Genomic DNA, 25,915 nt, shown 5'->3' with positions numbered 1-25,915 from the left:
CTGAGGGGTATTCACTGGTTCGATTGGAAGATTATGGCGCGTCTGTTTCATGTTCCCCTGTCCCCGTATTGCCGCAAGGTGCGCCTGTCGCTTGCGGAAAAGAAGATCGAGGTTGAGCTGGTCGAGGAACGATACTGGGAACAAGACCCGGATTTCCTGCGCCGCAACCCTGCCGGAAAAGTACCGGTATTGCGTCTTGATGGGCAGGTCATGGCGGAGAGCGCCGCCATTTGTGAGTATATCGAAGAAACCCGCCCTGAACCTCCGCTGATGCCGAAAAAACCCGAAGCGCGGTACGAGGTGCGGCGTTTGGTTGGCTGGTTCGATGACAAGTTCCATCACGAAGTGACATCGAGACTGCTGTATGAGCGGGTTAACAAAAAGGTGACGGGCGAGGGCTATCCCGACAGCAAAAACGTCAAGGCGGGTGCAAAGGCGATCAAGTATCATCTGGACTACATGGCTTGGCTGCTGGATCACCGGCGCTGGCTGGCAGGTGATCAGATGACACTGGCCGATTTTGCAGCTGCTGCGCATCTGTCTGCGCTGGATTACATCTCGGACGTAGATTGGAACCGTTCTCAGGCGGTCAAGGATTGGTATGCCAAGATCAAGTCGCGACCCGCGTTCCGATCGATTTTGGCGGATCAGGTGCCAGGGTTCCGGCCACCGCCGCATTACGCCGATCTGGATTTCTGATAGGGTTAGGGTTCAGGGGCTGTCTGCCCCCTCTTGGCCCGGTGGGCCAATTCACCCCCGAGGATATTTGCAGCCAGATGAAGAGCGGATCAGGTCTAAAAGAAATGCTTGTGGCGCAGGCGCTGAGCGAGGGGTTTGTATCCTGTCGCATTTGCCGGCCTTGGGACGTGCCCGATGTGCCGGCGCGTTTGCAGGCGTTTTTGGATGCCGGGTATCACGGGCAGATGGGGTGGATGGCCGAGCGGACCCATTGGCGCGGCGATCCGGCCGCATTGTGGCCTGAGGCGCGGTCGGTCATCATGCTGGCCGAGAGTTATACGCCCGAGCATGATCCGACTGATGTATTGAACCACCCGGACAAGGCAGCGATTTCTGTTTATGCGCAGAACAAGGATTACCACGATCTGGTCAAAAAGCGGCTGAAACGGCTGGCGCGCTGGCTGATTGCGGAAGCGGGTGGAGAGGTAAAGGTCTTTGTCGATACCGCGCCTGTGCCGGAAAAGGCATTGGGGCATGCCGCAGGGCTGGGCTGGCAGGGAAAACACACCAATCTCGTAAGCCGCGACTGGGGAAATTGGGCCTTTATAGGCTCTGTTTTTACGACGATGGACCTGCCTGCAGACATGGCTGAAACTGACCATTGCGGTAATTGTCGAGCTTGTTTGAGCGCCTGTCCGACGGAGGCGTTTCCCGCCCCGTATCAGTTGGATGCGCGGCGTTGCATTTCGTATCTGACGATCGAACATAAAGGGCCGGTTGACGAAGAGCTGCGCCAAAAGCTGGGAAACCGGATTTACGGATGCGACGATTGTTTGGCAGCGTGCCCGTGGAACAAATTTGCGGTTGCCGCGAGCGATGTGCGATACGCCGCGCGTGATGATCTGAAAGCGCCGCCGTTGGCTGAGCTTGCTGTGTTAGATGACGCGGCATTTCGGGCCAAGTTCTCGGGCTCGCCGATCAAGCGGATCGGGCGGGATCGGTTTGTGCGCAATGTGCTTTACGCGATTGGCAACTCGGAACAGTCGGATTTGATGCCCGTCGCGCAGTCGCTTGCCAATGATCCTGATCCAACGGTGGCGGACGCCGCGCGCTGGGCGGTGAAACGATTGTCATAAGTGACGCAAACAGGCTGGACGTGTCGGTCCAAACCGCTACACCCATCGACAGCGAACAGGAAGGAGATCCCGATGGCGTTGGCTTTGGGGGTGGATACAGGTGGAACCTATACGGACGCAGTGCTGATCCGGGATGAAAAAGAGGTGATCGCCTCGGCCAAATCCCTGACAACGCGCGCTGATCTGGCCATTGGGGTTGGACAGGCGATCTCGGCAGTGTTGGATCAAGCACAGGTGTCGCCGGAGCAGATCTCAATGGCGTCTTTGTCGACGACATTGGCGACGAATGCCTTGGTCGAAGGGAAGGGTGGTCGAGTCGCACTGATTTACATCGGGTTCAAGGAAGCAGACCTTGAGAAACATGGGCTGCGGGATGCGCTGAAGGGTGATCCATCGCTGGTGATTGGCGGTGGGCATAGCCACGCCGGGGGTGAGGCGGCTCCATTGGATGTCGATGCGCTGGAAGCATTTTTGGCGTCGCACAAAGACGTTTCTGGGTTTGCGGTTGCCGCGCAGTTCGCAACGCGGAACCCGGCGCATGAATTGCATGCTGCGCGTGTCATTGCCGAGAAAACCGGGGCTCCGGTAACATGCTCTCATCAGTTGTCGGCCAAACTGAACGGTCCGAAGCGCGCGGTCACGGCGGTTTTGAACGCGCGTTTGATCGGCATGATCGACCGTCTGATCGGGCGGGCGCAGGATCGGTTGATTGATCTGGGGATCACGGCCCCGATGATGGTTGTGCGTGGTGACGGCGCGCTGATGAGCGCAGAACAGGCGCGGGAGCGGCCGATTGAAACCATCCTTAGTGGTCCTGCAGCCTCGATCGTCGGTGCAAGCTGGCTGACTGGGGTTCAAAACGCGCTGGTGTCAGATATTGGCGGTACGACCACCGATGTCGCGCTGATCCGGGACGGCAAACCGGCGATTGACCCAGCGGGCGCGCAGGTCGGCGGGTTTCGTACGATGGTTGAGGCGGTTGCCATGCGCACCCACGGATTGGGTGGAGACAGCCAGGTGCATGTGGTCACCGAAGGGCTGGGTGGCGGTGTGTTTTTGGGGCCGCGACGGGTGCTGCCGGTTTCCCTGATTGCCGCCGAGGCACCTGAGGTCGTTCACGCCGTTCTGGATACCCAACTAAGGGCGACGACTGTGGGTGAGCATGACACGCGGTTCGCCCGCCGTGTTCCCGGCATCAACGCCGACGGGTTGGGTGCGCGCGAAGAGTCGCTGTTGGAGAGGCTGGGCGAGAACGTCATGCCCCTAAGCGACCTGCTGCGCACCCGTATGGAAAACGGAGCTTTGTCGCGTCTGGTGGATCGCGGTGTCGTTCAGGTTTCGGGTGTAACGCCATCGGATGCCAGCCATGTTTTGGGCCGATTGGATACCTGGGATGCGGACGCAGCCCACAAGGCGTTGGAGCTGGTTGCGCGCAAGCGGGTGGGGACTGGCGATAGATTGGCCGCCACCCCGGAACAGTTGGCGCAGATGATTGTGGATCAACTGACCGAACAGACATCTTTGACCTTGTTAGAGACCGCTTTCGCAGAAGAATCCGAGAGTTTTTGCCTCTCACCCGCCGACCTTGCTCGGCATGTCCTGATGCGGAAGGGGCTGGCGCGGCATCGCGGTTTGCTGGCACTGGACGCATCGCTGAACGTGGATGTGGTAGGTCTTGGCGCTTCGGCTCCAAGCTATTATCCGGCTGTCGGGGATCGTTTGCATTGCACTATGATCCTGCCGGAACACGCAGGCGTGGCCAACGCGATCGGGGCGGTTGTTGGACGACTTACTCTGCGCCGATCGGGAATGGTGACGTCTCCGTCAGAAGGTCGCTACCGGGTTCACCTGGAAGAAGGGCCCCAGGACTTCACAGAATCCGACAAGGCCTTGGCGTTGCTGGAAACGGTTCTGACGGATCAGGCCGAGGGTGCAGTGCGACAGGCCGGAGCAGCAGATATCCGGGTGGTTGTCGATCGCGACATCCGCACTGCGCGCATCGAAGCGCAGGACGTGTTTGTCGAAGCGATGATCACGGTCGAAGCCAGCGGGCGCCCTAGGATGGCGTCTGGTTAGCCCCCGCTAGGAAGGGGGCCAACCGGTTACTCAGCCGCGCTGCGCTTGGGCAGAACCCAATCGGGGCGCGGGAAGTGGCAGGTATAGCCGTTGGGAATGCGCTCGAGGTAGTCCTGATGCTCGGGCTCAGCCTCCCAAAAATCGCCTACGGGTTCGACCTCGGTGACGACTTTGCCCGGCCAGATGCCGCTGGCATTCACATCGGCAATCGTGTCTTCGGCCAACTGTTTTTGCGCAGAATTTACATAGTAAATGGCCGAGCGATAGCTCATTCCACGGTCGTTGCCCTGACGGTTCACTGTTGTCGGGTCGTGGATCTGAAAGAAGAACTCGAGCAGGTCGCGATATGTGATCCGCGAGGGGTCGAAAATGATTTCGATCCCTTCGGCATGAGTGCCGTGGTTACGGTAGGTGGCGTTGGGCACGTCGCCGCCGGTATAGCCGACGCGGGTGCCAGACACACCGGGTAGCTTGCGGATCAGGTCCTGCATGCCCCAAAAGCAACCTCCGGCAAGAACAGCGCGTTCAGTGGTCATTGGATGTCCTCCACATGGATCAGGTATTCGCCATACCCTTCGGCCTCCATCTCATCGCGATGAATGAACCGCAATGAGGCAGAGTTGATGCAGTAACGCAGCCCGCCGTGTTCGCGCGGGCCGTCGGGGAACACATGCCCCAGATGACTATCCCCATGTTTCGAGCGGACCTCGGTCCGGATCATGCCAAGCGTGCGATCTTCGATTTCTTCGACATGCTCGTGCACGATGGGTTTGGTAAAGCTGGGCCAACCGCACCCGGATTCGTATTTGTGGGCCGAGGCAAACAGCGGTTCGCCCGAGACGATATCGACGTAGATACCCGGTTCCTTGTTATTCAGCAGTTTTCCGGTGCCGGGGCGTTCTGTACCGCTGCGTTGGGTGACGTGGTATTCTTCGGGTGAGAGAGCGGCAATGGCCTCGGGGTCTTTGGTGTAGCGGGTCATGGCTTCTCCGGTGTTGATGTGACTTGGGCCTTTATTTGGGCATACTGGCGCGGAAATCAAAATCATATTTCAATCGGCTCGCGTTCTCGTGCAGGTGATCCGAATGCCAGACGCGTACGTAATTCACAATAAAGGAGGTGACGCCATGTTCAGACTGCTTCTGTTATCCGTCCTATTGCTGGTTGCCCGCGTGGTTCAAGCAGCACCTTTGACCGGTGAATTTGTCTCGATCGACGGTGGCACTTTGTCCCTTGAGGATTGGCGAGGCAAGCCGGTATTGGTTGTGAACACGGCATCCCATTGCGGGTTCACAGGGCAATACGCTGGCTTGCAAAAGATCCATGACATTTATGCTGATCGAGGTCTCGTGGTTTTGGCCGTCCCTTCGGATTCGTTCAATCAGGAATTAGGCACGGCGGCAGAGGTCAAACAGTTTTGCGAGATGAACTATGGCTTGACCTTGCCCATGACCGACATCACGTCGGTAAAGGGCGTTGCGGCCCATCCGTTCTACCGTGCGGTTGCTCAGCAGACGGGATTCGTACCCAAGTGGAATTTCAACAAGATCCTGATAGATCCAGCGGGTGAAGTGATTGCGACCTATGGGTCGAACGTGAAACCGGATTCACCGAAACTGTTGCGTCAGGTTGAGGCCTTGCTCCGCTGATCGGTTTGCCGGGACAACTGCACCGCAAGAATACCCAGCGTTGTGACACCGACACCTACTGCATCCATGGGCCCAAGTTTTTCGCCCAGGAAAACTGCGGCGACGGCCACACCAAACACCGGGTTCAGAAAGTGAAAAGTCGCGGCCCGGATCGCGCCGATCCTGTTCAACAAATGGAACCAGATCAGTGTCGCCAACAAGCCAGGGAACAGGGTCGTATAAGCAAATGCCAGCATCCACGGTACGTTTGGGTGAATGTAGATCGTCTCAAAAATGGGTGCGGCGAGGAACAGAAGTGCCGCACCCACCAGCATCTGTAGCCCAACCACCATCATAAAATTGCCGCCAGATGTTGCCCCGCGCACAGCCAGAGTTGCAAAGCTGAGCGCCAGCGCACCCAGCCCGCACAGCATGACGCCAAACAGGTCTGCGCCCGCGCCTATCCGGCTGCTCATGATCAATGCCACGCCAGCGAAACCGGCCAGCAGTCCGATCACGCCCAGCGGCCGAAGCTTCTCGTGAAACAGTGTCCAGCTGGCTAATGCCACGATCAGTGGCATTGTCGAGGCAATGATCGCCGCGACCGACGCCTGTACGGTTTGCATCGCGTAGAAGTTCAGACCCAAATAAAGGGCATTTTGGCATATTCCGAACAGAATAGTCGCGTACCATTGCGCGCGCGTCAGCCTCCAGCTTTGGCCCATCGCCCGTGCAATTGCGACCCCCAACAACCCCGATATCAAAAATCGCAGCGCCAGTGAGAAAAGGGGCGAGGCATCGGCAACGATGATCCGCGCCGAGGTAAAGGCTGACGACCAGATAAAGGCAAATGCCAGCCCCATGGCAATGGCGCGCAGATCCATGGTGACCCTTTCCCAAACGCCGCGACTGTTTCGGAAATATCTGAAACGTGCAAGCACCGCGCGTCAAAAAAACCACAGGTCCCGTCTGTTGTGTTCTGTGATAACCCGTTTATTGATTGATCAGTCAATTAAGGGTATGTGGCCGGCACTCTGACAAACCAAGGGAGGAATGTTGGTGCTTTTGGAGTATATTCTGTCTTTCGGCGTCCTACTGGCATTGGGCCTGGTCGCTTTCTTCGTTGTGAAATGGTGGAACCTGCGTTGTGTGGGCGTCACGCCAGTGCATCTGTTCACCTTCATTGCGATCCTGTTCACATCCGGTCTGGATGTCGGCCTGATCATGTTCCCGCTGACCGAGTTTGGCGGCTATGCCGAGGAACCAGCCTATGCCTTCGCAAACCCGCTGGCCATCGAGTTCGGCTTCTGGGGTTTCCTAATCTGGGCCTTCTACTTCCTGACAGCGTTCTATTTCTGCGTCATCGAACCCCGCGTGAAGTTCTTTGAGATCCCGCTGGTCAAGCTGATCAACAACGTGGTCATCATTGGCACCTGCGCCTTCACCGCCAGCCTGTTCCTGATCTACCTGCCCGGCTATCTGCCCGAGGTTGGAGATGGCGAATCCGTGGTCACCACTTTCTATGTCATCGTATTTGTTGTCATTCTGGCGGCGGCTTATTCGTCAACCGACCTGAAATACGTCCGTATCCTGTCTGTGGGTTCGACTATCCTGTTCCTCACGCTGATCCTCGGAATGTGGATTGCCGCCGGCATGGGCATGACCGGAATTGTTGAAACCGGCAGCAATATCGGTGCCTATTTCGCCAATCTGCACAAGTTTGTGTTGCCGTTGACTGATTATCACGCCTTCTACCTGTTCTGGTGGTTTGCGTGGTCGATCATGATTGGCCAGTTCACCTCGCGCTTTGTTGGTGGGCTGAAAACCTGGCAATTGCTGGCGGCGCTGCTGATCTTCCCGTCGATCCCGTTGGCGATCTGGTTCACCGTTCTCTATTACTATCACCTGAACGGCATCAGCACTGCGGGCATCACCAACATCGCGATGGTGATCGTGGGCGTGACCTTTGTGATCAATTCGCTGGACTCCCTGATCCGCCTCTATACCGACAACCTGAACCTGACTGTCGAGCGGTTCGGCAAGGCGATCTACGTCGCAGGCAACGTCGCTTTGTTGTTTGTCCTCACCCTGCTGTTCCAGAGCCAGTGGCTGCAGATCCAGTGGATCGGAGCCGTGGTCGTCGGTCTGTACTTGGCCTGCGTGGTCTATATTCTGATCACCAAGCGCAAAGAGGTGCTGAGCATCGATTCAATGCCGGAAGATCGTGATCTGGACTTCCATAAGGTTGAGACTGTTCACTAAGCCAAAACCTGAATTTCGACAGGCGGCGGATGCGCCGCTAAAAATCAAACCCCGCAGAATGTTCTGTGGGGTTTTTTCGTGTCAGAGCGAGACAATGAATGAAATTCAGATAATGTAATGGAAGTAGTTCATTTTTTGAATCCGAATTCCATTCCAACCGTACTGTCTGAAGGAACTTCACTATGAAAGATATCGGTCGCCGGAGATTCGTGGGTGCTGGAATTGCTTCTGCTGCAACTTTGACGCCCTTGCAGCATGTTTTGGCGGAAACCGGATCATTGCAGGATATCGGCGGATCGATAGTCTCGCTGCCTCAGGCAACGATCTACACTGCGCGAGAAATCATCACGCTGGATGATGCGCGCCCTACGGCCGAAGCGGTTGCTGTTGTCGGTGACAGAATTCTTTGGGCGGGAACACTGGAAGATGTACAGCGCGTATTAGGCGACCAGCCTTACGAAATTGATACGACGTTCGCTGATAACGTGATCGTTCCTGGGTTTATTGCACAACATGACCATCCGGTGCTTGCTGCCCTAACAATGTCGTCAGAAATCCTCGCAATTGAGGATTGGGTTTTGCCGAGCGGAACAGTGCCGCGTGTCACGGACAAACAAGAATTCATGGAGCGTCTTGCCAAAGCGGAATCTGAAAAGTCGGATCCAGACGAACCTTTGCTTAGCTGGGGGTATCATCCGGCATTTTACGGCCCGTTGACACGTGCTGACCTCGATACAATTAGTGAAACACGTCCCATTCTTGTTTGGGCGCGCTCATGTCACGAGATGGTACTGAACTCGGCGGCTATGGAGCGTGGCGGTGTCACCCGGGACAAGTTCGAAGCTTTCAGCCCGTCAGCAAAAGAGCAAAGCAGTTTTGAAGAGGCGCGGTTTTGGGAACAGGGCCTGTTCGCAGTTTTGCCGAACATCGCGAATATGGTCGCAACCCCCGAACGCCTGCGATCCGGTCTGGAAATCACGCGCGACTATATGCACGCCAAAGGCATTACCTTCGGCAATGAGCCGGGCGGGATTCTTTCTGAGCCGGTTCAGGACGGCGTAAACGAAGTCTTCTCGAACCCGGACATGCCATTTCGCTGGTCATTTATCGTGGATGCAAAGTCGATGGTCGCGACCTACTCGGATGATGCGCAAGTCATTGCTGAAACCGAAAAGCTGGCCTCTTGGTATGGTGGCATGACAAGTCTAGCGCCAAAGCAGGCAAAGCTTTTTGCAGATGGCGCAATTTATTCGCTGCTGATGCAGGTACGTGATCCTTATCTTGATGGCCATGACGGTGAGTGGATGATGGACCGCGATTTGTTTGAACGTGCGTTCCGCATTTACTGGGACGCGGGCTATCAGATACATATTCACGTCAATGGTGATGCCGGACTTGATCGGGTTCTTGATACGCTCGAATCGAATCTACGCCGGAACCCAAGATATGATCACCGCACCGTATTAGTGCATTTTGCTGTCAGCGCTTCGGATCAGGTCGAACGGATCAGAGCGCTGGGAGCCATCGTCAGCGGGAATCCATATTACGTTACCGCGCTGGCGGATCAGTACTCAAAAGTTGGTCTCGGCTCGGAACGAGCGGATTCGATGGTTCGCTTAGGCGACTTATCACTCACCGGAATTCCATGGTCGTTGCATTCCGACATGCCGATGGCACCTGCTGACCCGCTTTTTCTGATGTGGTGTGCTGTCAATCGAGAAACCACGTCCGGTCGTATCGCTGGCGCGGATCAGAGGGTGCCTGCTGAAATGGCGCTTCGCGGAGTTACAATCGAGGCGGCTTACGCCCTCAGGCTGGGTGATGAGATCGGAAGTATCGAACCAGGCAAAAGGGCTAACCTGACTATACTGGATGAAAATCCCCTCAGTGTGGACCCGGCGATGATCCGCGACATTAATGTTTGGGGAACCGTTATGGAGGGGCGTGTTCTTCCGGTTGGTGAGCGAACGCAAAAAGCCTCACTTACACCGACGCAGGCTCCGAATTCTCTAGCTGATGAAGAGGTCAACCGAGCAATGTTGAACCATGCGCTCAAGGTTGTTCATACCCATCTGTGAAAGTGGGCATACTGGTGCTCTGATTAAGTCAATTGAGATCAGGCAAAGAAAAAGGGCCCCCAAGCGGCGGCCCTCAATCGTTTGCACTGAAAGCTGAGGTCAGCCGTTCACGCTGTCCTTCAGAGCTTTCGCAATGGTCATTTTGACCACTTTGTCCGCTTCTTTCTTGAACTGCTCGCCGGTGGCGGGGTTGCGCACCATGCGCTCGGGGCGCTCGCGGCAGTAGATTTTGCCAACGCCAGGCAGGGTCACTGCGCCGCCGGCTGAAACTTCGCGGGTGATCAGGCCGGTCATGGCCTCCAACGCTGCGTTTGCAGCTTTCTTGTCGGTTCCCATTTCCTCAGCGAGAGCAGCCACCAGCTGAGTCTTTGTCATAGGCTTTGCCATTTCTTGGTCTCCTTAACGTGCCCGATACATAGGGCCTCACCGCGTAACTGTAACGGGATATTGTGGTCGAACACAACGAATAGTAGCGTTGAAAACCCTAAAAATATGGGGAAATCGTTGCTTTTTTGCGTCAGAGAAAGGCTGTTTCGTCGAAAGAACGTAATTTCCGGCTGTGCAGACGCTCTAACGGCATGCCGCGCAGATGTTCCATCGCCCGAATTCCGATAGCAAGATGGCGACTGACCTGGGTGGTATAAAAGGCAGATGCCATGCCCGGAAGTTTTAATTCGCCGTGCAGCGGTTTGTCAGAAACACACAACAACGTGCCGTAGGGAACCCGAAACCGATAGCCATTTGCAGCGATGGTTGCGCTTTCCATATCCAGTGCAATGGCGCGGGATTGGCTGAGCCTTTGCACAGGGCCGGATTGGTCGCGCAGTTCCCAGTTGCGGTTGTCGACCGAGGCGACGGTGCCTGTGCGCATGATCCGCTTAAGCTCGTATCCTTCCAACTCGGTAACCTCGGCCACGGCGCTTTCCAGCGCGACCTGAACCTCGGCCAGCGGCGGGATCGGAACCCAGACCGGCAGGTCATCGTCCAGCACCTTGTCTTCACGCAGGTAGGCGTGGGCCAGAACGAAATCCCCCAGCGCCTGCGTGTTACGCAGCCCGGCACAGTGGCCGACCATCAGCCAGGCGTGGGGCCGCAGAACGGCGATATGGTCAGTGGCCGTTTTAGCGTTCGAAGGCCCAACGCCGATATTGACCAGCGTGATCCCGGACCCGTCCTCGCGTTTCAGGTGATAGGTTGGCATTTGCGGCAGCTTCAGCGGTTGGGCCAACTCTTCCTCGGAGCCCTTGATCTCGACATTCCCGGTCGAAACGAAGCTGGTGTAACCGCTGTCCGGATCGGCCAATTGCGCGCGCGCGTAATTCTCGAACTCAGAGACGTAGAACTGGTAGTTCGTGAACAGGACATGGTTCTGGAAATGGCTGGGATCCGTCGCGGTATAATGCGCAAGCCGGGCCAGCGAATAGTCGACGCGTTGGGCAGTAAACAAGGCTAGCGGACCGGCTTCATCCTCGTGGTCGTACACCCCGTTGACGATATCATCGTTGGTCGTGGTCAGGTCGGGAACGTCAAAGACATCGCGCAACGTGAATCCGGCCGCGCCCTGTTGCGGAACGTGCAGATCGGGATTGTTGGCAACCGCGAAATGCACCGGGATCGGCGTGTCGGACGGCCCAATCGTAACCGGCTGGTCGTGGTTTTTGATCAGCAACGCGATCTGCTGGGTCAAATAAGACCGAAATAAATCCGGTCGCGTAACGGTCGTGGCATGAATACCGGGTTCTGAGACGTGGCCAAAACTCAGGCGGCTGTCGACATGCGCATAGGACGACGTTCTGATACGAATTTCCGGGTAATAGGCTCTGAAACGTGCAGTAGGTGCGCCGTGTTCAATGGCTGCCGAGAAACTGTCGCACAGAAAGCGGGTTGCTTGTTCATAGAGCGCTTCCAACCGAGCGACCGCTGCCTTGGGGTCGGTGAATTGTTCCGGTTTAGGTGCGTCGGGTGTTTTTATTATTGTCATGCAAGTGGTTCCAGAAGATCAATCTTTTCAAAAGTGCGCACATCCACCAGACCCAGGTCAGAAATCCGGAGTTCCGGGATCACGACCAGCGCCAGCAATGAGTGCTGCATATATGCGTTGTTGAGGGTGCAGCCGCAGGCCACCATCGCGGCAACCATGTCGTCGGCCTTGGTAGCAACCTGTGATACAGGGCTGTCAGACATCAGGCCCGCAATGGGCAATTCGACCAGCGCCAGTTCTTCGCCATCGCGGAAGATGGTTATGCCACCACCCACCTCGGCCAGCCGATTTGCGGCCAGTGCCATCTGTTCGCGATCCGTGCCGACTACGATCATGTGATGACTGTCATGTGCCACGGTCGAGGCCATGGCCATTTTGCCCTGATATCCGAATCCGGAAACGAAAGCGTTCGTCACGCCGCCCGTCGCCTGGTGCCGTTCAACCAGCGCGATCTGGCAGACATCGTCGTCGCCCTCGACCAATCCTTCGATGATCGGCAGTTCAGCTTTCAGAGCTTTGGTCGGAGCCTGGTTTTCCACCACGCCGATCACGTTGGCCTGCACGCGGTTTGCCCCTGCAGGTGCTTGAATTTCGAAATCAGCAGCGGTCAGCGTATGCCCCAGATGCACGGTGTTCCGGGCGGTATCAGGCCAGTTGAGGTGCGGGCAATCCACGGTGATTTTGCCGCTGTCGGCGACGATCTGACCGCGCGCAATCACGGTGTCGATGGGTAGTTCTTTCAGGTCCGAGCTAAGGATAATATCCGCGCGCCGCCCCGGTGTGATCGAGCCGATCTCACGTTCCAGCCCGAAATGGGTCGCCGTGTTGATCGTCGCCATTTGCAGGGCAATCAGCGGATCACATCCGCAAGCGATGGCGTGCCGAACCACGCGATTCATATGGCCGTCATTAACCAGCGTGCCTGAGTGGCAATCGTCGGTGCACAGGATAAAGTTGCGCGGGTCCAACCCTTTTTTCGTGACCGCAGTGATTTGGCTTTCCACGTCATACCAGGCCGAGCCCAGCCGCATCATCGACCGCATCCCCTGCCGAACACGTGCGATCGCGTCTGCCTCGCAGGTACCTTCGTGATCATCCGCCGGACCCCCGGCAACATAGGCGGCAAAATCAGGCCCTAAATCAGGCGAAGCGTAGTGTCCTCCTACGGTTTTCCCGGCGCGTTGCGTTGCGGCGATTTCCGCCAGCATCTTTGGGTCGCCATTGATGACACCGGGAAAGTTCATCATCTCGCCCAAGCCGATGATGCCGGGCCAGCTCATCGCTTCGGCCACGTCTTCGGCGGTAATTTCATACCCTGTGGTTTCCAACCCCGGTGCGGAGGGGGCACAGGACGGCATCTGGGTAAAGATGTTCACCGGTTGCATCATCGCCTCGTCATGCATCATGCGTACGCCGTCCAGGCCAAGGACATTTGCGATCTCATGCGGGTCGGTGAACATGCTGGTGGTTCCATGCGGAATGACAGCGCGGGCAAATTCAGCCGGGGTCAGCATGCCCGATTCGATATGCATATGGGCATCACACAGCCCAGGGATCATATAGCGCCCGGTGGCCTCGATGACCTGAGTCTCTGGGCCGGCGCAATGTGATGCATCGGGTCCGACGTAAGCGATGCGCCCATCAGCGATCGCAATGTCATGGTTCGGAAGGGTTTCGCGGCTGTGCACATTTACCCAGATTCCGCCGCGAATGACCGAATCTGCAGCTTCACGACCTGCGGCTACGGCAATCAGACGGGGGGCGACATCGGGCCAACTAGGGAAGGGTGTGTGTTCCATGGCCCAACTTTCCCGAATGCGCAGGAAGGTTCAACCCCTTGTGAACAGGTATCATCAAACCGTCACGCAGCGCGTCAGCGCTGCACTGTCCAACCAGAAGAGACGCCCGGCAGGGCATCGATGATGGGCGGGAGCAAGCCTCGGTTATTTCTGTGTATCATGCTCCAGCTCGCGGCGAACCCAATTGGCAAACGCTATAGCACCGGGGCTTTCTTCGGCGCGCGGTGACAGAAGCAGATAATAGGCTTCAGGCATGGGTGCGCGATGGGCGAACGGGGCTACTAAACGACCTTGCGCAATCAGGTCACTGGCAATTGTGTCATGCGCCAGACACAGCCCTCCGCCAGCCATGGCTACGGACAGGCTGACCAAGTAGGTGGTCGAATAAGTAATTGCAGGATTTTCCCAATTTAGACCCTGTTCCTCGGTCCACCCCAGCCAATTCGACAGAAGGTTTGAGCAGTCAAAAAGCGGGTGCTGTTGCAGGTTGTCCAACGTCACGTGATAGCCCGGCGCACAGACTGGATAATAATGATCCGTTCTCAGCAATTCGGTCCTAACCGTATCTGACGGCCGTAGTGAATAACGGATTTCCACGGCGGCCCCTTCGGCCATTTCGCGCGGCTCCCAAAGCTCAGTAAAGATATTCAGTTGCACCTCGGGATGCTGTACCCGAAATTTCGGCAGTCTGGGCGCCAACCAATTCACGGCAAAGGTGATGTTGCTTTGAACCTGAACCGCGTTCTGCTGGGCGCCGGTCACGGCCTGAGTTCCACGTACCAGTGTCCGAAATGCCTCGCGCACCACCGGAAGATACGTGATGCCCGCTTCGGTCAGTTCCAACGCACGTGGTCGACGCAAAAACAAAGGCTGGCCAAGGTACCCTTCCAAGGACTTGATCTGCTGGCTGACCGCGCTTTGCGTCATGTTCAGATCCCGGGCTGCGCCGGTAAAGGACAAGTGCCGCGCCGCTGCCTCAAACGTGCGGAGCCAACCCAGCGGAGGAAGTGGTTTTTGCATGCGTATAACCTTGCCATTAGTTCAGCTAATGGAATAGTTGCGTTTTTTTCGTTGGTCAATTTTTGACGCTACAGGCACGATTTCCGAAAGTTCTCAGCTATCCGCAAAGGAGCCCGGAATGACTGTTACAAACCTGCGCGCCAATATCGACCACTGGGCCGAACGAGTTGATCTGGCTGCAACCTTTCGCTGGGTCGAGCGATTGAACATGCACGAAGGCGTTGCCAATCATTTCAGCCTTGCGGTGAACCCGGAAGGTACGCAATTTTTGATGAACCCGAACCAGATGCACTTTGCACGGGTCAAAGCGTCAAATCTGCTGTTTCTGGACGCAAATGATGCCGATGTGATGAACCAACCCGGTGCCCCGGATCCGACGGCTTGGGGTCTGCACGGATCAATCCACCGCCACTGTCCGCATGCGCGCTGTGTGATGCACGTGCATTCGATCTTTGCGACGGTCCTGGCATCTTTGGCGGATAGCACCTTGCCGCCGATCGATCAAAATACGGCCACGTTCTACGACCGATACGTCGTGGATGAAGAGTTCGGAGGCCTCGCCTTTGAAAGCGAAGGTGAACGCTGCGCGTCGATGCTGTCGGACCCCAAGAAAAAGGTCATGATCATGGGCAATCACGGTGTCCTTGTGATCGGCAGTGATCCGGCAGATGCCTTTAATAGACTCTATTATTTTGAACGCGCAGCGGAAACCTACATCCGCGCGCTGCAGACGGGACAACGATTGCGCGTGCTGTCGGAAGAGGTTGCCGAGAAGACCGCGCAAGAGTTGGAAGACTATCCTGATCAGGCCGAAGCACATCTCCGGGAGATCAAAGCCTTGCTGGATGACGAAGGCTCGGACTACGCCACCTGACCACTTCAACTGGGTAACCGCCATGACCGACACGACTCAGAACCCCGAATCCGCCCGTTGGCACTATCACCCCGACGGCCCGGTAAGTTTAAACCCTTTGTTTAAGTGGCCGCCGCGCCCAGCTGAAGTGCTGAAATGGTACAGCGGGGCGTGGCTGCAGATCACGGCATTAACCTTGTGCCTTGCGCTGGCGGTTACCGCCTATGCTTTCTTTTTTCCGCCTTTGGAAAGTATGCAAAGCTTTGCCCCGGGTTGGATGTTTCGCATTTGGCTGCTGAACATGGTGCCCCAAATACTCGTCGCAGGTGGGCTGCACTGGTGGCTGTACATGCGAAAAGGGCAGGGCATGTACAAAAAGTTCGACCGCCGCGACCTGACCCGCAACAATGGTACGTTCACATTCCGCAATCAGGTTCTGGACAATATCTGGTGGACGCTGGGCAGTGCGATGACCGTCGCGACCCTTTATCAGTGGATCATCTACTGGGCGATGGCCAACGGCTATGTGCCAACCATCACATGGTCCGGTGCGCCGGTCTGGTTCGTTGTGTGGATGGTGTTTATCCCGATGTGGTCAGGTCTGCACTTTTACTGGGTGCACCGGCTGGAACATCACCCGAAGCTCTACAAATACGTGCATGCTGTGCATCATCGTAACGTGAACATTGGGCCTTGGTCGGGAATCTCGAACCACTGGTACGAGAACTTGCTGTACTTCACGACCTATTTCATCCACCTGATCGTTCCGTCGCACCCGTTGCATGTGCTGTTCCACGCCTCCTTCCAGCAGATCAGCCCTGTGTTGTCTCATTCCGGGTTTGAAAAACTAAAGGCCGGAGACACGGATGCCGCCCGTGCCGGTGATTTCTTTCACCAGCTTCACCACCGGTATTTTGAATGCAACTACGGCACCTCTGAAATCCCGTTCGACAAGTGGTTTGGCACGTACCATGACGGGTCGACCGAGGCGACGACCCGGACAAGGGCGTACAAGAAACAGATGTATACCTAGCTGGCCCGAAGCGCGCGCGGCGTGACCCCGAATTCGGCTTTGAAGGCACGGGTCAGGGCGCTGGGGTCGTCATAGCCCACACGCAGGGCAACCTCACCGATGCTCAGGTCGGTTTCCGCCACCAGTTTACGCGCAAGGTTCAGGCGCAGGCGGCGGTAAACTTGCGCGGGACCCGCGCCCAGCTCGGACTGCATGCGGACGGACAAGGCTTTCTGTGATCGGCCAACCCGATTTGCGATTTCGGACACTGGCAAGGGGATCTCAAGGTGTTCCTGCATCAAGGCCAGCGCCTTGTTCACGTAACCGCTGGTCGCGCCGGCACCGCCCGCATGCGAGCGCGCTGAATCGCGGGTCATGAACAGCTGTGACACTTCCAGCGCCAGGGCCTGTCCCTGATCCCGTGCAATCAGATGAAGCACCAGATCAAAGGCCGCCATGGCCCCGGAGCAGGTGATGCGATTGCGATCGATGACATAGCGCTCGCGGTGGGTTTCGACATCGGGGAACCTTTCTGTAAATCCGGTCAGCTCTTCCCAGTGTATTGTGGCGCGATGCCCGTCCAGCAGCCCTGCCTGCGCCAAAAGCCAGCTGCCAGTGTCGAGGCCCGCCAGCACTTTGAACCGCTGATCCGCAGAACGCAGGCCTGAAAGGGTGCGCCACCCGCCATGCGCGCGGAATCCATAAGATGGCATGACCATCAGCATGTCCCCACTGGCGATCTGGAGTGGGCGATGCGGCGCGACCTGCAGCCCGGATGAGGATGTCACCGGGCCACCCTCCAACGCAAGGAACTGCCAATCGTACAAATTACGTCCGGCTAGAGTGTTTGCAGCGCGCAGCGGCTCGACCGTGTTGGCCAGGCAATGGTTCGAGAATCCGTCGAACAGAAGAACCCCGATTTGCTGCGGTGCAGAGGGTGATTTAGTCCATTCTTGCATGGTAAACTTCTATTTCTGCACGTTTCAAATGGCAAGCCGCGTCAGAATATGCCGCAACGCCAGATGTGGAGACGCCCGATGCAATATGGATTGTCCGACGAACAAGAGATGATCGTCTCTACCGTTCGCAGCTTTGTGGAAAACGAAATCTACCCGCATGAGGCGCTGGTCGAGCGCACCGGCGAAGTCCCGGAGGAGATCGCGGATGAGATCAAGCGCAAGACGATTGAGCTGGGTTTTTATGCCTGTAATTTTCCCGAAAGCGTCGGTTGTGCAGGGTTGAACCATCTGGAGTTCGCGCTGGTCGAGCGTGAGCTGGGCCGCGGATCCATGGCGCTGAACCACTTCTTCGGGCGTCCTCAGAACATCCTGATGGCGTGTGAGGGCGAGCAGGTCGAACGATACCTGATGCCCGCCGTTCGGGGTGAAAGGATGGACGCGCTGGCGATGACCGAACCCGGTGCCGGGTCAGACGTTCGTGGAATGAAGTGCGCCGCGGTGCGGGATGGCGGTGACTGGGTGGTCAATGGCACCAAGCACTTCATCTCGGGCGCGGAGCACGCGGATTTCATCATCGTTTTCATCGCGACCGGAGAGGACCAGACGCCTAAAGGTCCGAAAAAGCGGATAACGGCGTTCCTGGTGGATCGCGGAACGCCCGGTTTCACCATCCGGGACGGGTACAAATCGGTCAGCCATCGCGGTTACAAGAACATGGTTCTTGATTTCGACGATTGCCGTCTGCCGGACGCTCAGGTTCTGGGTGAGGTCGATGGCGGGTTCGAGGTGATGAACACATGGCTTTATGCGACCCGTATCACGGTTGCTGCCATGTCCGTAGGCCGCGCACGCCGCGCTTTCGACTATGCGCTGGACTATTCCGCCACGCGCGAACAGTTCGGCCAGAAGATCGGCAAGTTTCAGGGCGTGTCATTCCAAATCGCAGACATGATCACCGAGATTGACGCGGCGGACTTGTTGACGCTGGCCGCTGCGGATCGGCTGGACAAAGGGTTGCCTGCAAATCGCGAAATTGCTTCGGCCAAGCTCTATGCCTCGGAAATGCTCGCGCGGGTCACCGATGCTGCCATCCAAATCCACGGCGGCATGGGTCTGATGGACGATTACCCGCTTGAGCGGTTCTGGCGCGACGCGCGGGTCGAACGTATCTGGGACGGGACCAGCGAAATTCAGCGCCACATTATCAGTCGCGATCTTCTGAGGACACTCGGTGCGTGATGGAGGGGGCCGCCTGATGTCTTCCCTGTCACGCGTTTTGCACCCCACATCCATCGCTGTGATTGGCGGCGGCGCCTGGTGCGTCTCAGTGATCGAACAGGCCCGGAAATTCGGGTTTCAGGGCGACATCTGGCCGGTCCACCCCAAAGCCGGTCAAATCGAGGGTCTGAGTGCCTTTGCACGCCTTGAGGACCTTCCAGCGGCCCCCGACGTAGCCTTTGTTGGCATCAACCGTCATGCAACGATCGAGACTGTCGCGGTCCTTTCGGCCATGGGGGCCGGGGGTGCAGTGTGTTTTGCCTCGGGATTTACCGAAGCGCATGCCGAGGACGATCAGGGTGCAGATTTGCAGGTCCGTTTGGTGCAGGCCGCAGGCGAGATGCCGATCCTCGGGCCAAACTGTTATGGCTTCGTCAACGGGCTGGACCGCGCCGCTGTTTGGCCGGATCAGCATGGCATGCGACCGGTAGGTCGCGGTGTGGCGATCCTGACGCAAAGTTCGAACATTGCGATCAATATGACGATGCAGCGCCGGGCCTTGCCGTTGGCCTTTATGCTGACCAGCGGAAATCAGGCGCAGACCCATCAGGCCGACATCGCCTCGGCCCTGTTGGATGATGACCGGATCACAGCGATTGGCGTCCATATCGAGGGGTTCGGTGACCTGCGTAAATGGGAGGCGCTGGCCAAAAAGGCTCGGGATCGTAACGTGCCGATTGTTGCGCTTAAAGTGGGCCGGTCCGCCCATGCACAGGCGGCGACGATTTCCCATACAGCCTCGTTGGCGGGTGGTGATGCGGGCGCGCAGGCATTTCTGGATCGGCTCGGGATCGCGCGTTTGGATGACATTCCCAGTTTCCTGGAATGTCTCAAGCTGCTGCACGTGACCGGGCGGTTGGATACGAACGGTTTGGGATCGATCAGTTGTTCGGGTGGTGAGGCAAGTCTGGCTGCCGACATGGCCGAGGGGCGCGACCTGCACTTCCCGCCGTTGTCGCAAGCACAAAAAGCTGACCTGCGCGATGCCTTGGGGCCGATGGTGGCCCTGGCGAACCCACTGGATTATCACACCTATATCTGGCGGGATACGCAGGCCATGACACGGGCGTGGTCCGCAATGATGAGCCCTGAACAGGCCCTGACTATGGCTATTCTCGACTATCCGCACACGGATGCGACCGATTGGGAATGCGCCACGCAGGCTTCGTTGAATTGCGTTGCTCAGACGGGGCGTCCCTTTGCAGTAACAGCGACTCTGCCGGAGCTTTTACCCGAAGACGTTGCGCAGCGATTACTCGATGGCGGTGTTGTCCCGTTTGCCGGGTTGCACGAAGCGCTTGCGGCAATTGAGGCAGCCGCGCGACCGCAAGCAACGGAGGCCGAACCGGTTCTGCTGCCCTCGGATACCGTTGCGGATCATGTTCTGACCGAAGCAGAAGCCAAGCAGGCGCTGACGGAATTCGGTGTTTGTGTACCGCACAACGTTGTGGTGACGCCGGATCTGGCGAAACAAGCCTCTGCCGCGCTGACTGGTCCTTTTGCGATCAAGGGCGTCGGGTTGGCGCATAAGTCGGAACATGCGGCCGTGCGCCTTGAGGTTCACGCGGACGCCGTGGCTGAAGTCGCGGCGGAAATCGGAACCGAAGAGGTCCTTATTGAGGAAATGGCTGTTGGCGGCGTGGCAGAATTGTTGGTCGGCGTGACCCGAGATCCGGCCCACGGGTTCGTTCTGACGCTGGGTGCAGGGGGTGTGTTGACTGAAATCCTGCGCGACACGGTTTCACTTTTGATCCCATCCTCTCGCACCGCGGTGAAAGAGGCGCTGGGTAATTTGAACTGCGCCTCTTTGCTGGCGGGATATCGCGGCAAACCAGCGGCAGAGATTGAGGCCATCCTTGACGCGGTCGATGCGGTGCAGGCCTACGTTATTGCCAACGCAACCCATGTCAGCGAAGTTGAAATAAACCCACTGATCTGCACACCGGACCGTGCCGTAGCGGTGGATGCTCTGATCCGAAAGGCAAGTAAATGAACCCGGTCAAAACCAAGCGCGATGGCGCTATTCTGGAAGTCACTTTGGACCGTCCCAAAGCGAACGCGATTGATTTGGCGACCAGCCGCGTCATGGGCGAGGTGTTTCGTGACTTCCGTGATGATCCTGATCTGCGCGTCGCAATCCTGACCGGGGGTGGCGAGAAGTTCTTTTGCCCCGGCTGGGATTTGAAAGCAGCCGCCGACGGAGACGCAGTCGACGGAGACTATGGCGTTGGTGGCTTTGGCGGGCTGCAGGAACTGCGGGACATGAACAAGCCGGTCATCGCAGCCGTCAACGGGATTGCCTGCGGCGGCGGGCTGGAATTGGCCCTGAGCGCCGACATGATCCTTGCTGCGGAACACGCCAGTTTCGCGCTGCCGGAAATCCGGTCCGGCACGGTGGCCGACGCCGCCAGCGTAAAACTGCCCAAACGCATTCCGTATCATGTGGCGATGGAACTGCTGCTGACCGGGCGCTGGTTCGATCCGCATGAGGCAAAGAACTGGGGGTTGGTGAACGAGGTCATTCCGGGTGATCAACTGATGGATCGGGCGTGGGAACTGGCGCGTGTTTTGGCCAGCGGCCCGCCCTTGGTTTATGCCGCGATCAAGGAAATCGTGCGCGATGCCGAAGATTCCAAATTTCAGGATGCCATGAACCGGATCACCGGGCGGCAATTGCCGACGGTTGATACCCTCTATGGCTCTGAAGACAATCTGGAAGGCGCCCGCGCTTTTGCTGAAAAGCGTGATCCCGTGTGGAAAGGTCGATAGTAGGCCTAAGCGCGTTCAAACAGGGCTATCAGCGCTGTGTCATCCTTGTTGGGGCCAGATGCAAGATCGCCATAGATGCGAACTTCGGGCAGGGTCAGGTTCCGAATCTGGCCTTGCGCTAACCGGTGCAGGGCTTCGGCAAATCCCAGCTTTTCATAATGTTGGGCATTGATCGACAGCGCGAATTGTGCACCGGGGCGGGCCACACGCAGCAGTGCAGTCAAAGCTTCTGGCCCGAGGTGACCATGGGTGAACGAACCGGATGAAACGATTCCGGAGTAACTTTCGCGCGGCACCGGGATGCCTTCGTTCAGATCGGCCTCAATGGCGTCGCGGTAGATATCCTTGCGCATGGCCTGATCCAGCATCTCGGCGCTGATATCGGTGGCATCAATCGGTCCCACGCCCAGCCGGGCCAGAACCGCACCGCACAGGCCAGTGCCTGCACCTACATCAAGCACAGGCCCTTGCCCGCCGGCGCCGACAAAGGCGCGGGCGGTATGGATGTGCAGCTGATAGTCCTCGCGCGTGGCAAAGCCTTCGTCGTAATCCCCGGCCCATTCAGCATAGAGACGCTTGTGGTCTTCCGGGGAATCCAGCGCGTAGGCGGCATGCAGGTCTGGTGTTTTGTCACTCATACCCAAAAGAAAGGCGCATTGGGGGATTCGAATCAAGTATCCTTGGCAGAGTTCTTGCATCTGGCGAAATTGCGGATCATCTAAGAGCGTATGACAGGCACACTATTTTCCTTCGGTCACGGGTACTCGGCACAGGCTTTGTCCCGTCAGTTGCAACCCCATGGTTGGCGTATCTTGGGCACGACGCGTGATCCGGCCCAATCGCAGGTGGTCAAGGCGTCCGGCGCAGAGCCGGTGATTTGGCCGGGGCAAGTGCCACAGCTGGATGGGGTGACGCATCTTTTGATCTCGGCCGCGCCAAACGCGGACGGAGATCCGGTTCTGGCTGCATTGGCAGATGAGATTGCCGAACGGGCGGCGCAATTCAAATGGGTTGGCTACCTGTCGACCACAGCTGTGTATGGCGATCATCAGGGCAACTGGGTCGACGAGGCCACCCCCGCGACGCCAACGGCGCAACGCGGCAGATGGCGGGTGCAGGCGGAAGAGCAGTGGCAGAACGTTCCCGGTTTGCCTACGCACATCTTTCGCCTTGCGGGCATCTACGGTCCCGGTCGCGGGCCGTTTTCCAAGCTCAAGCGTGTGGGTATGCGACGTATCATCAAGCCGGGGCAGGTCTTTTCCCGAATTCATGTCGCCGACATTGCCCAGGTTCTTGCCGCGTCCATGTCTGCGCCTAATCCGGGGGCTATTTACAACGTGTGCGATGATGAACCCGTCCCACCGCAGGATGTCATCGCCTATGCGGCCGAATTGCAGGGATTGCCATTGCCGCCCGAAGTACCGTTTGACGAGGCCGACATGACCCCCATGGCGCGCAGCTTTTACAATGAGAACAAGCGGGTCAGAAACGATCGGATCAAGGATGAGCTGGGTGTGAACCTGATGTTTCCGAACTATCGGGTCGGATTGAGGTCGCTGATGACCGGTGACTGAGCTATCGGCCTGATTTCGGGCGATGCGCCCCGGATGCTTAGTGATAGTTTTTGGTTATCAGAACCATCCATAAAGAAAACTTATTTGCATGGTTCGAATTTGCTAGGTCTGGCGGCGACAAGACAAGAGTCGCCGATACCTTTGACAGAATGCGCGCAATCCAAGCCGCGCATCTAAAAGAGGTAAAAGTGTCATCTATATATGTTCTTGATCGCCCGCGTTTCTCAACGCGCGAACGAGCCGGATTTTAGCCAGGATTGGAGATCGACATGGACGGAAGTGATAACCCCAAAACGGGCGGATGCCCTGTAATGCACGGCGCAGGAACCCGGTCAAACCGGGATTGGTGGCCGAACCAGCTGAACCTTTCGATCCTACATCAGAACGCGCCCGCGTCGAACCCGCTGGGGCCTGATTTCGACTACGCTGAAGAATTCAAGAAGCTGGACATGAAGGCGCTGAAAGAAGACCTGTACGCGCTGATGACCGATTCTCAGGATTGGTGGCCTGCCGACTATGGTCATTACGGCGGTCTGTTCATCCGGATGGCCTGGCACAGCGCCGGTACATATCGCACGGCGGATGGCCGTGGCGGTGCCTCGACCGGGAACCAGCGCTTTGCGCCACTGAACAGCTGGCCGGATAACGGCAACCTTGATAAGGCGCGCCGTCTGCTGTGGCCGATCAAGCAGAAATACGGCAACCAGATTTCCTGGGCCGACCTGATGATCCTTGCCGGCAATTGCGCCATTGAATCCATGGGCGGCAAAACATTTGGCTTTGCTGGTGGTCGCGCAGATATCTGGGCGCCAGAAGAAGACATCTATTGGGGTTCCGAAACTGAGTGGCTTGCCCCCACCGACAACCCGCACAGCCGGTACACTGGTGAGCGCGACATGGAAAACCCACTGGCCGCCGTTCAGATGGGCCTGATCTATGTGAACCCCGAGGGCCCGGATGGTGAACCAAACGTGCTGGCCTCGGGCCGTGATATCCGCGACACCTTTGGCCGGATGGCGATGAATGACGAAGAAACCGTCGCATTGGTGGCTGGTGGCCACACCTTTGGCAAGGCGCACGGCGCGGGCGATCCTGATCTGGTCGGCCCCGAACCCGAAGCGGCCCCGATCGAAGAGATGGGCCTTGGCTGGATCAACAAGTTCGGCTCGGGCGTGGGTGACGATACCACGACCTCGGGCATCGAGGGCGCATGGACCGCAAACCCGATCAAATGGGATAACGGCTATTTCGACCTGTTGTTCGGATACGAGTGGAACCTGACCAAAAGCCCCTCGGGCGCATGGATCTGGGAACCGATCGGTGTCAAGGAAGAAGATATGGCCCCGGCGGCCGGCGATCCGACCAAGAAGGTCAAAACCATGATGACCACCGCCGACATGGCGATGCGCATGGATCCGATCTATGGCCCGATCTCGAAACGCTTCCACGAGAACCCGGAAGAGTTCGCAGATGCCTTCGCGCGCGCCTGGTTCAAGCTGACCCACCGCGATATGGGTCCGCGTTCGAACTATATCGGTTCGGAAGCCCCGACCGAGGAGTTGATCTGGCAGGACAATGTGCCTGCGGTGGATCACGATCTGGTCGATGCTGCAGATGTTGCGGATTTGAAAGCCAAGATCGCTGCATCCGGTCTGTCGGTGTCCGAGCTTGTTTCGACCGCGTGGGCGTCGGCCTCGACATTCCGTGGGTCGGACAAGCGCGGTGGTGCCAATGGAGCACGTATCCGTCTTGCGCCTCAGAAGGATTGGGACGTCAACGAGCCAATGAAACTGTCCAAGGCGCTGGATGCGCTGACAGGCGTTCAAGAAGCGTTCAACGGCGCGCAGTCAGGCAACAAGAAAGTGTCGCTGGCCGACCTGATCGTTCTGGCCGGTGCCGTCGGCATTGAGCAGGCTGCCAAAGCTAGCGGTCAGGATGTCGAGGTTCCGTTCACCCCGGGCCGCACCGATGCATCGCAAGAGCAGACCGATGTGGACAGCGTCGCAGTCCTGGAGCCTGCAGCAGACGGATTCCGCAACTACCAAAAGGCCGAATACACCGTCTCTCCCGAGGAGTTGCTGGTCGACCGTGCACAATTGTTAACCTTGTCCGCGCCAGAGATGACGGCACTTGTCGGTGGCCTACGTGTTCTGGGCGCCAACTTCGGTGACGCCAAGCATGGGGTGTTCACGGATCGTGTGGGTGTACTCAGCAATGACTTTTTCACCAACATTTTGGACATGGGCACCGAATGGAAACCTGCCGGCAAGGGCGTCTATGAAGGTCGTGACCGCGCCAGCGGTGAGGTCAAATGGACCGGTACACGCGTCGATCTGGTCTTCGGTTCCAACTCGCAACTGCGGGCGCTCGCCGAGGTCTACGGTCAGACGGGTGCCGAGGGTAAATTTGTCTGCGACTTTGTCTCGGCCTGGAACAAGGTGATGAACGCGGATCGTTTTGATTTGAAGTAAATCGACGATCATCGCAGAGATAGCGCCGCCCGAGGGGACTCGGGCGGCGTTTTCTTTGGGTCGGATCCCGCAGGCATACCAACCATTGGGTACGATTCCGCCTAAAGCTCTGACAAACCCCCGCATCACGCAGCGCCCGATCGAGTTTCTTACCCAAATTATTAAGCTAACTTATTGTTTTCATTAATATGGGCGAGTTTCAGCAGAGAAATGTGAAGTTTTTTCAAAATGGGGGTTGCAGGTCCCAGACCTAATCCGTAAATACCCCTTCACCGGCGCTGCTGAGGCGGCGCTGACGGGTCGGAGAGACGGCCGGACGCATCGGAGAGACGGTGGAGACG

At 57.6% G+C, this 25,915-nt stretch carries 22 protein-coding genes; 13 read left to right on the top strand and 9 right to left on the bottom strand.

Annotation, left to right across the window (positions count from 1 at the left end):
* The first annotated feature begins 33 nt into the window (after positions 1-33).
* From fzlA to AC2FID_RS21570, 3 genes are all read left to right on the top strand, one after another.
* A complete protein-coding gene (gene fzlA, locus AC2FID_RS21580) occupies positions 34-699 on the top strand; it encodes an FtsZ-binding protein FzlA (protein ID WP_058275204.1) in 666 nt (221 codons plus the stop codon).
* Positions 700-776: 77 nt separating this feature from the next.
* Positions 777-1,814 carry a tRNA epoxyqueuosine(34) reductase QueG gene (gene queG, locus AC2FID_RS21575; protein WP_496838641.1) on the top strand — a complete coding sequence of 346 codons (1,038 nt, stop codon included), beginning with the start codon at positions 777-779 and terminating at the stop codon, positions 1,812-1,814.
* Positions 1,815-1,886: 72 nt separating this feature from the next.
* Positions 1,887-3,890, top strand: coding sequence for a hydantoinase/oxoprolinase family protein (locus tag AC2FID_RS21570; protein WP_496838639.1), 2,004 nt, complete (start codon positions 1,887-1,889; stop codon positions 3,888-3,890).
* A 26-nt stretch (positions 3,891-3,916) separates the two neighbouring features.
* Here AC2FID_RS21570 and msrA read toward each other — a convergent pair whose 3' ends face one another.
* On the bottom strand, positions 3,917-4,426 hold the full coding sequence (gene msrA, locus AC2FID_RS21565) for a peptide-methionine (S)-S-oxide reductase MsrA (protein ID WP_496838637.1): 510 nt from the start codon (positions 4,424-4,426) through the stop codon (positions 3,917-3,919).
* Positions 4,423-4,872 (bottom strand): peptide-methionine (R)-S-oxide reductase MsrB, encoded by a 450-nt coding sequence (msrB, locus tag AC2FID_RS21560; RefSeq protein ID WP_058279328.1) that lies wholly within the window; start codon positions 4,870-4,872, stop codon positions 4,423-4,425. Before msrB ends, msrA begins: the two co-directional genes overlap by 4 nt.
* Before the next feature lie 145 nt (positions 4,873-5,017).
* Between msrB and AC2FID_RS21555 the strand changes: the two genes are divergently transcribed.
* The gene (locus AC2FID_RS21555) at positions 5,018-5,539 is read left to right on the top strand and encodes a glutathione peroxidase (protein WP_496699971.1); all 522 of its coding nucleotides are present in this window, start codon (positions 5,018-5,020) and stop codon (positions 5,537-5,539) included.
* On the opposite strand, the gene AC2FID_RS21550 is transcribed toward AC2FID_RS21555, so the two are convergent.
* Positions 5,515-6,402, bottom strand: a complete 888-nt coding sequence (locus AC2FID_RS21550) for a DMT family transporter (protein ID WP_496699972.1) — start codon at positions 6,400-6,402, stop codon at positions 5,515-5,517. The two genes, AC2FID_RS21555 and AC2FID_RS21550, sit on opposite strands and share 25 nt — an antisense overlap.
* 181 nt (positions 6,403-6,583) lie before the next feature.
* On the opposite strand from AC2FID_RS21550, the gene AC2FID_RS21545 reads away from it, so the two are divergent.
* Positions 6,584-7,780 carry a BCCT family transporter gene (locus AC2FID_RS21545; protein WP_496838669.1) on the top strand — a complete coding sequence of 399 codons (1,197 nt, stop codon included), beginning with the start codon at positions 6,584-6,586 and terminating at the stop codon, positions 7,778-7,780.
* Positions 7,781-7,962: 182 nt separating this feature from the next.
* Positions 7,963-9,858, top strand: coding sequence for an amidohydrolase (locus AC2FID_RS21540; protein ID WP_496838634.1), 1,896 nt, complete (start codon positions 7,963-7,965; stop codon positions 9,856-9,858).
* 99 nt (positions 9,859-9,957) lie between these two features.
* On the opposite strand, the gene AC2FID_RS21535 is transcribed toward AC2FID_RS21540, so the two are convergent.
* The 4 genes from AC2FID_RS21535 to AC2FID_RS21520 all read right to left on the bottom strand — a co-directional run bounded on the left by AC2FID_RS21535 (position 9,958) and on the right by AC2FID_RS21520 (position 14,658).
* Positions 9,958-10,245 carry an HU family DNA-binding protein gene (locus AC2FID_RS21535; RefSeq protein WP_039533371.1) on the bottom strand — a complete coding sequence of 96 codons (288 nt, stop codon included), beginning with the start codon at positions 10,243-10,245 and terminating at the stop codon, positions 9,958-9,960.
* A gap of 130 nt (positions 10,246-10,375) precedes the next feature.
* A complete protein-coding gene (locus AC2FID_RS21530; RefSeq protein ID WP_282154110.1) occupies positions 10,376-11,839 on the bottom strand; it encodes an AMP nucleosidase in 1,464 nt (487 codons plus the stop codon).
* A complete protein-coding gene (ade, locus tag AC2FID_RS21525) occupies positions 11,836-13,638 on the bottom strand; it encodes an adenine deaminase (RefSeq protein WP_496724397.1) in 1,803 nt (600 codons plus the stop codon). Before ade ends, AC2FID_RS21530 begins: the two co-directional genes overlap by 4 nt.
* Before the next feature lie 144 nt (positions 13,639-13,782).
* Positions 13,783-14,658 carry a LysR family transcriptional regulator gene (locus AC2FID_RS21520; RefSeq protein ID WP_108860449.1) on the bottom strand — a complete coding sequence of 292 codons (876 nt, stop codon included), beginning with the start codon at positions 14,656-14,658 and terminating at the stop codon, positions 13,783-13,785.
* A gap of 118 nt (positions 14,659-14,776) precedes the next feature.
* On the opposite strand from AC2FID_RS21520, the gene AC2FID_RS21515 reads away from it, so the two are divergent.
* Together AC2FID_RS21515 and AC2FID_RS21510 are read left to right on the top strand one after the other, a co-directional pair.
* The gene (locus AC2FID_RS21515) at positions 14,777-15,532 is read left to right on the top strand and encodes a class II aldolase and adducin N-terminal domain-containing protein (protein WP_282154113.1); all 756 of its coding nucleotides are present in this window, start codon (positions 14,777-14,779) and stop codon (positions 15,530-15,532) included.
* A 22-nt stretch (positions 15,533-15,554) separates the two neighbouring features.
* A complete protein-coding gene (locus AC2FID_RS21510) occupies positions 15,555-16,544 on the top strand; it encodes a sterol desaturase family protein (protein WP_496838632.1) in 990 nt (329 codons plus the stop codon).
* Here the strand turns inward: AC2FID_RS21510 and AC2FID_RS21505 are convergent.
* On the bottom strand, positions 16,541-17,482 hold the full coding sequence (locus tag AC2FID_RS21505) for a GlxA family transcriptional regulator (RefSeq protein ID WP_496838630.1): 942 nt from the start codon (positions 17,480-17,482) through the stop codon (positions 16,541-16,543). The two genes, AC2FID_RS21510 and AC2FID_RS21505, sit on opposite strands and share 4 nt — an antisense overlap.
* A 78-nt stretch (positions 17,483-17,560) precedes the next feature.
* Between AC2FID_RS21505 and AC2FID_RS21500 the strand changes: the two genes are divergently transcribed.
* Genes AC2FID_RS21500 through AC2FID_RS21490 form a run of 3 tightly spaced genes read left to right on the top strand, consistent with a single transcriptional unit; the run spans position 17,561 to position 21,529 of the window.
* Positions 17,561-18,721: an acyl-CoA dehydrogenase family protein gene (locus tag AC2FID_RS21500; RefSeq protein WP_496727339.1), complete on the top strand. Its 1,161-nt coding sequence runs from the start codon at positions 17,561-17,563 to the stop codon at positions 18,719-18,721.
* 16 nt (positions 18,722-18,737) lie between these two features.
* Positions 18,738-20,753, top strand: coding sequence for an acetate--CoA ligase family protein (locus tag AC2FID_RS21495; protein ID WP_496838628.1), 2,016 nt, complete (start codon positions 18,738-18,740; stop codon positions 20,751-20,753).
* Entirely contained in the window at positions 20,750-21,529 is a 780-nt protein-coding gene (locus tag AC2FID_RS21490) for a carnitinyl-CoA dehydratase (protein ID WP_282171083.1), read from the top strand. Before AC2FID_RS21495 ends, AC2FID_RS21490 begins: the two co-directional genes overlap by 4 nt.
* A 5-nt stretch (positions 21,530-21,534) precedes the next feature.
* On the opposite strand, the gene AC2FID_RS21485 is transcribed toward AC2FID_RS21490, so the two are convergent.
* Complete coding sequence (locus tag AC2FID_RS21485) at positions 21,535-22,167, bottom strand: class I SAM-dependent DNA methyltransferase (RefSeq protein WP_282154117.1); 633 nt, start codon at positions 22,165-22,167, stop codon at positions 21,535-21,537.
* A 90-nt stretch (positions 22,168-22,257) separates the two neighbouring features.
* Here AC2FID_RS21485 and AC2FID_RS21480 point away from each other — a divergent pair, with 90 nt between their 5' ends.
* Positions 22,258-23,103 (top strand): SDR family oxidoreductase, encoded by an 846-nt coding sequence (locus tag AC2FID_RS21480; RefSeq protein ID WP_496838626.1) that lies wholly within the window; start codon positions 22,258-22,260, stop codon positions 23,101-23,103.
* A 269-nt stretch (positions 23,104-23,372) separates the two neighbouring features.
* On the top strand, positions 23,373-25,574 hold the full coding sequence (gene katG / locus AC2FID_RS21475; protein WP_496838625.1) for a catalase/peroxidase HPI: 2,202 nt from the start codon (positions 23,373-23,375) through the stop codon (positions 25,572-25,574).
* Positions 25,575-25,915 lie beyond the last annotated feature (341 nt).

This window comes from Ruegeria sp. CDSC068, assembly GCF_059610545.1.
Note: the sequence above shows the minus strand (reverse complement) of the source record. Positions and strands in the feature narration are given on the sequence as shown.

What these genes read in the sequence shown, in the direction of transcription:
- fzlA (WP_058275204.1), top strand. Translation starts at nt 34, where the DNA reads ATGGCGCGTCTGTTTCATGTTCCCCTGTCCCCGTATTGCCGCAAGGTG.
- queG (WP_496838641.1), top strand. Translation starts at nt 777, where the DNA reads ATGAAGAGCGGATCAGGTCTAAAAGAAATGCTTGTGGCGCAGGCGCTG.
- AC2FID_RS21570 (WP_496838639.1), top strand. Translation starts at nt 1,887, where the DNA reads ATGGCGTTGGCTTTGGGGGTGGATACAGGTGGAACCTATACGGACGCA.
- msrA (WP_496838637.1), bottom strand. Translation starts at nt 4,426, where the DNA reads ATGACCACTGAACGCGCTGTTCTTGCCGGAGGTTGCTTTTGGGGCATG.
- msrB (WP_058279328.1), bottom strand. Translation starts at nt 4,872, where the DNA reads ATGACCCGCTACACCAAAGACCCCGAGGCCATTGCCGCTCTCTCACCC.
- AC2FID_RS21555 (WP_496699971.1), top strand. Translation starts at nt 5,018, where the DNA reads ATGTTCAGACTGCTTCTGTTATCCGTCCTATTGCTGGTTGCCCGCGTG.
- AC2FID_RS21550 (WP_496699972.1), bottom strand. Translation starts at nt 6,402, where the DNA reads ATGGATCTGCGCGCCATTGCCATGGGGCTGGCATTTGCCTTTATCTGG.
- AC2FID_RS21540 (WP_496838634.1), top strand. Translation starts at nt 7,963, where the DNA reads ATGAAAGATATCGGTCGCCGGAGATTCGTGGGTGCTGGAATTGCTTCT.
- AC2FID_RS21535 (WP_039533371.1), bottom strand. Translation starts at nt 10,245, where the DNA reads ATGGCAAAGCCTATGACAAAGACTCAGCTGGTGGCTGCTCTCGCTGAG.
- AC2FID_RS21530 (WP_282154110.1), bottom strand. Translation starts at nt 11,839, where the DNA reads ATGACAATAATAAAAACACCCGACGCACCTAAACCGGAACAATTCACC.
- ade (WP_496724397.1), bottom strand. Translation starts at nt 13,638, where the DNA reads ATGGAACACACACCCTTCCCTAGTTGGCCCGATGTCGCCCCCCGTCTG.
- AC2FID_RS21520 (WP_108860449.1), bottom strand. Translation starts at nt 14,658, where the DNA reads ATGCAAAAACCACTTCCTCCGCTGGGTTGGCTCCGCACGTTTGAGGCA.
- AC2FID_RS21515 (WP_282154113.1), top strand. Translation starts at nt 14,777, where the DNA reads ATGACTGTTACAAACCTGCGCGCCAATATCGACCACTGGGCCGAACGA.
- AC2FID_RS21510 (WP_496838632.1), top strand. Translation starts at nt 15,555, where the DNA reads ATGACCGACACGACTCAGAACCCCGAATCCGCCCGTTGGCACTATCAC.
- AC2FID_RS21505 (WP_496838630.1), bottom strand. Translation starts at nt 17,482, where the DNA reads ATGCAAGAATGGACTAAATCACCCTCTGCACCGCAGCAAATCGGGGTT.
- AC2FID_RS21500 (WP_496727339.1), top strand. Translation starts at nt 17,561, where the DNA reads ATGCAATATGGATTGTCCGACGAACAAGAGATGATCGTCTCTACCGTT.
- AC2FID_RS21495 (WP_496838628.1), top strand. Translation starts at nt 18,738, where the DNA reads ATGTCTTCCCTGTCACGCGTTTTGCACCCCACATCCATCGCTGTGATT.
- AC2FID_RS21490 (WP_282171083.1), top strand. Translation starts at nt 20,750, where the DNA reads ATGAACCCGGTCAAAACCAAGCGCGATGGCGCTATTCTGGAAGTCACT.
- AC2FID_RS21485 (WP_282154117.1), bottom strand. Translation starts at nt 22,167, where the DNA reads ATGAGTGACAAAACACCAGACCTGCATGCCGCCTACGCGCTGGATTCC.
- AC2FID_RS21480 (WP_496838626.1), top strand. Translation starts at nt 22,258, where the DNA reads ATGACAGGCACACTATTTTCCTTCGGTCACGGGTACTCGGCACAGGCT.
- katG (WP_496838625.1), top strand. Translation starts at nt 23,373, where the DNA reads ATGGACGGAAGTGATAACCCCAAAACGGGCGGATGCCCTGTAATGCAC.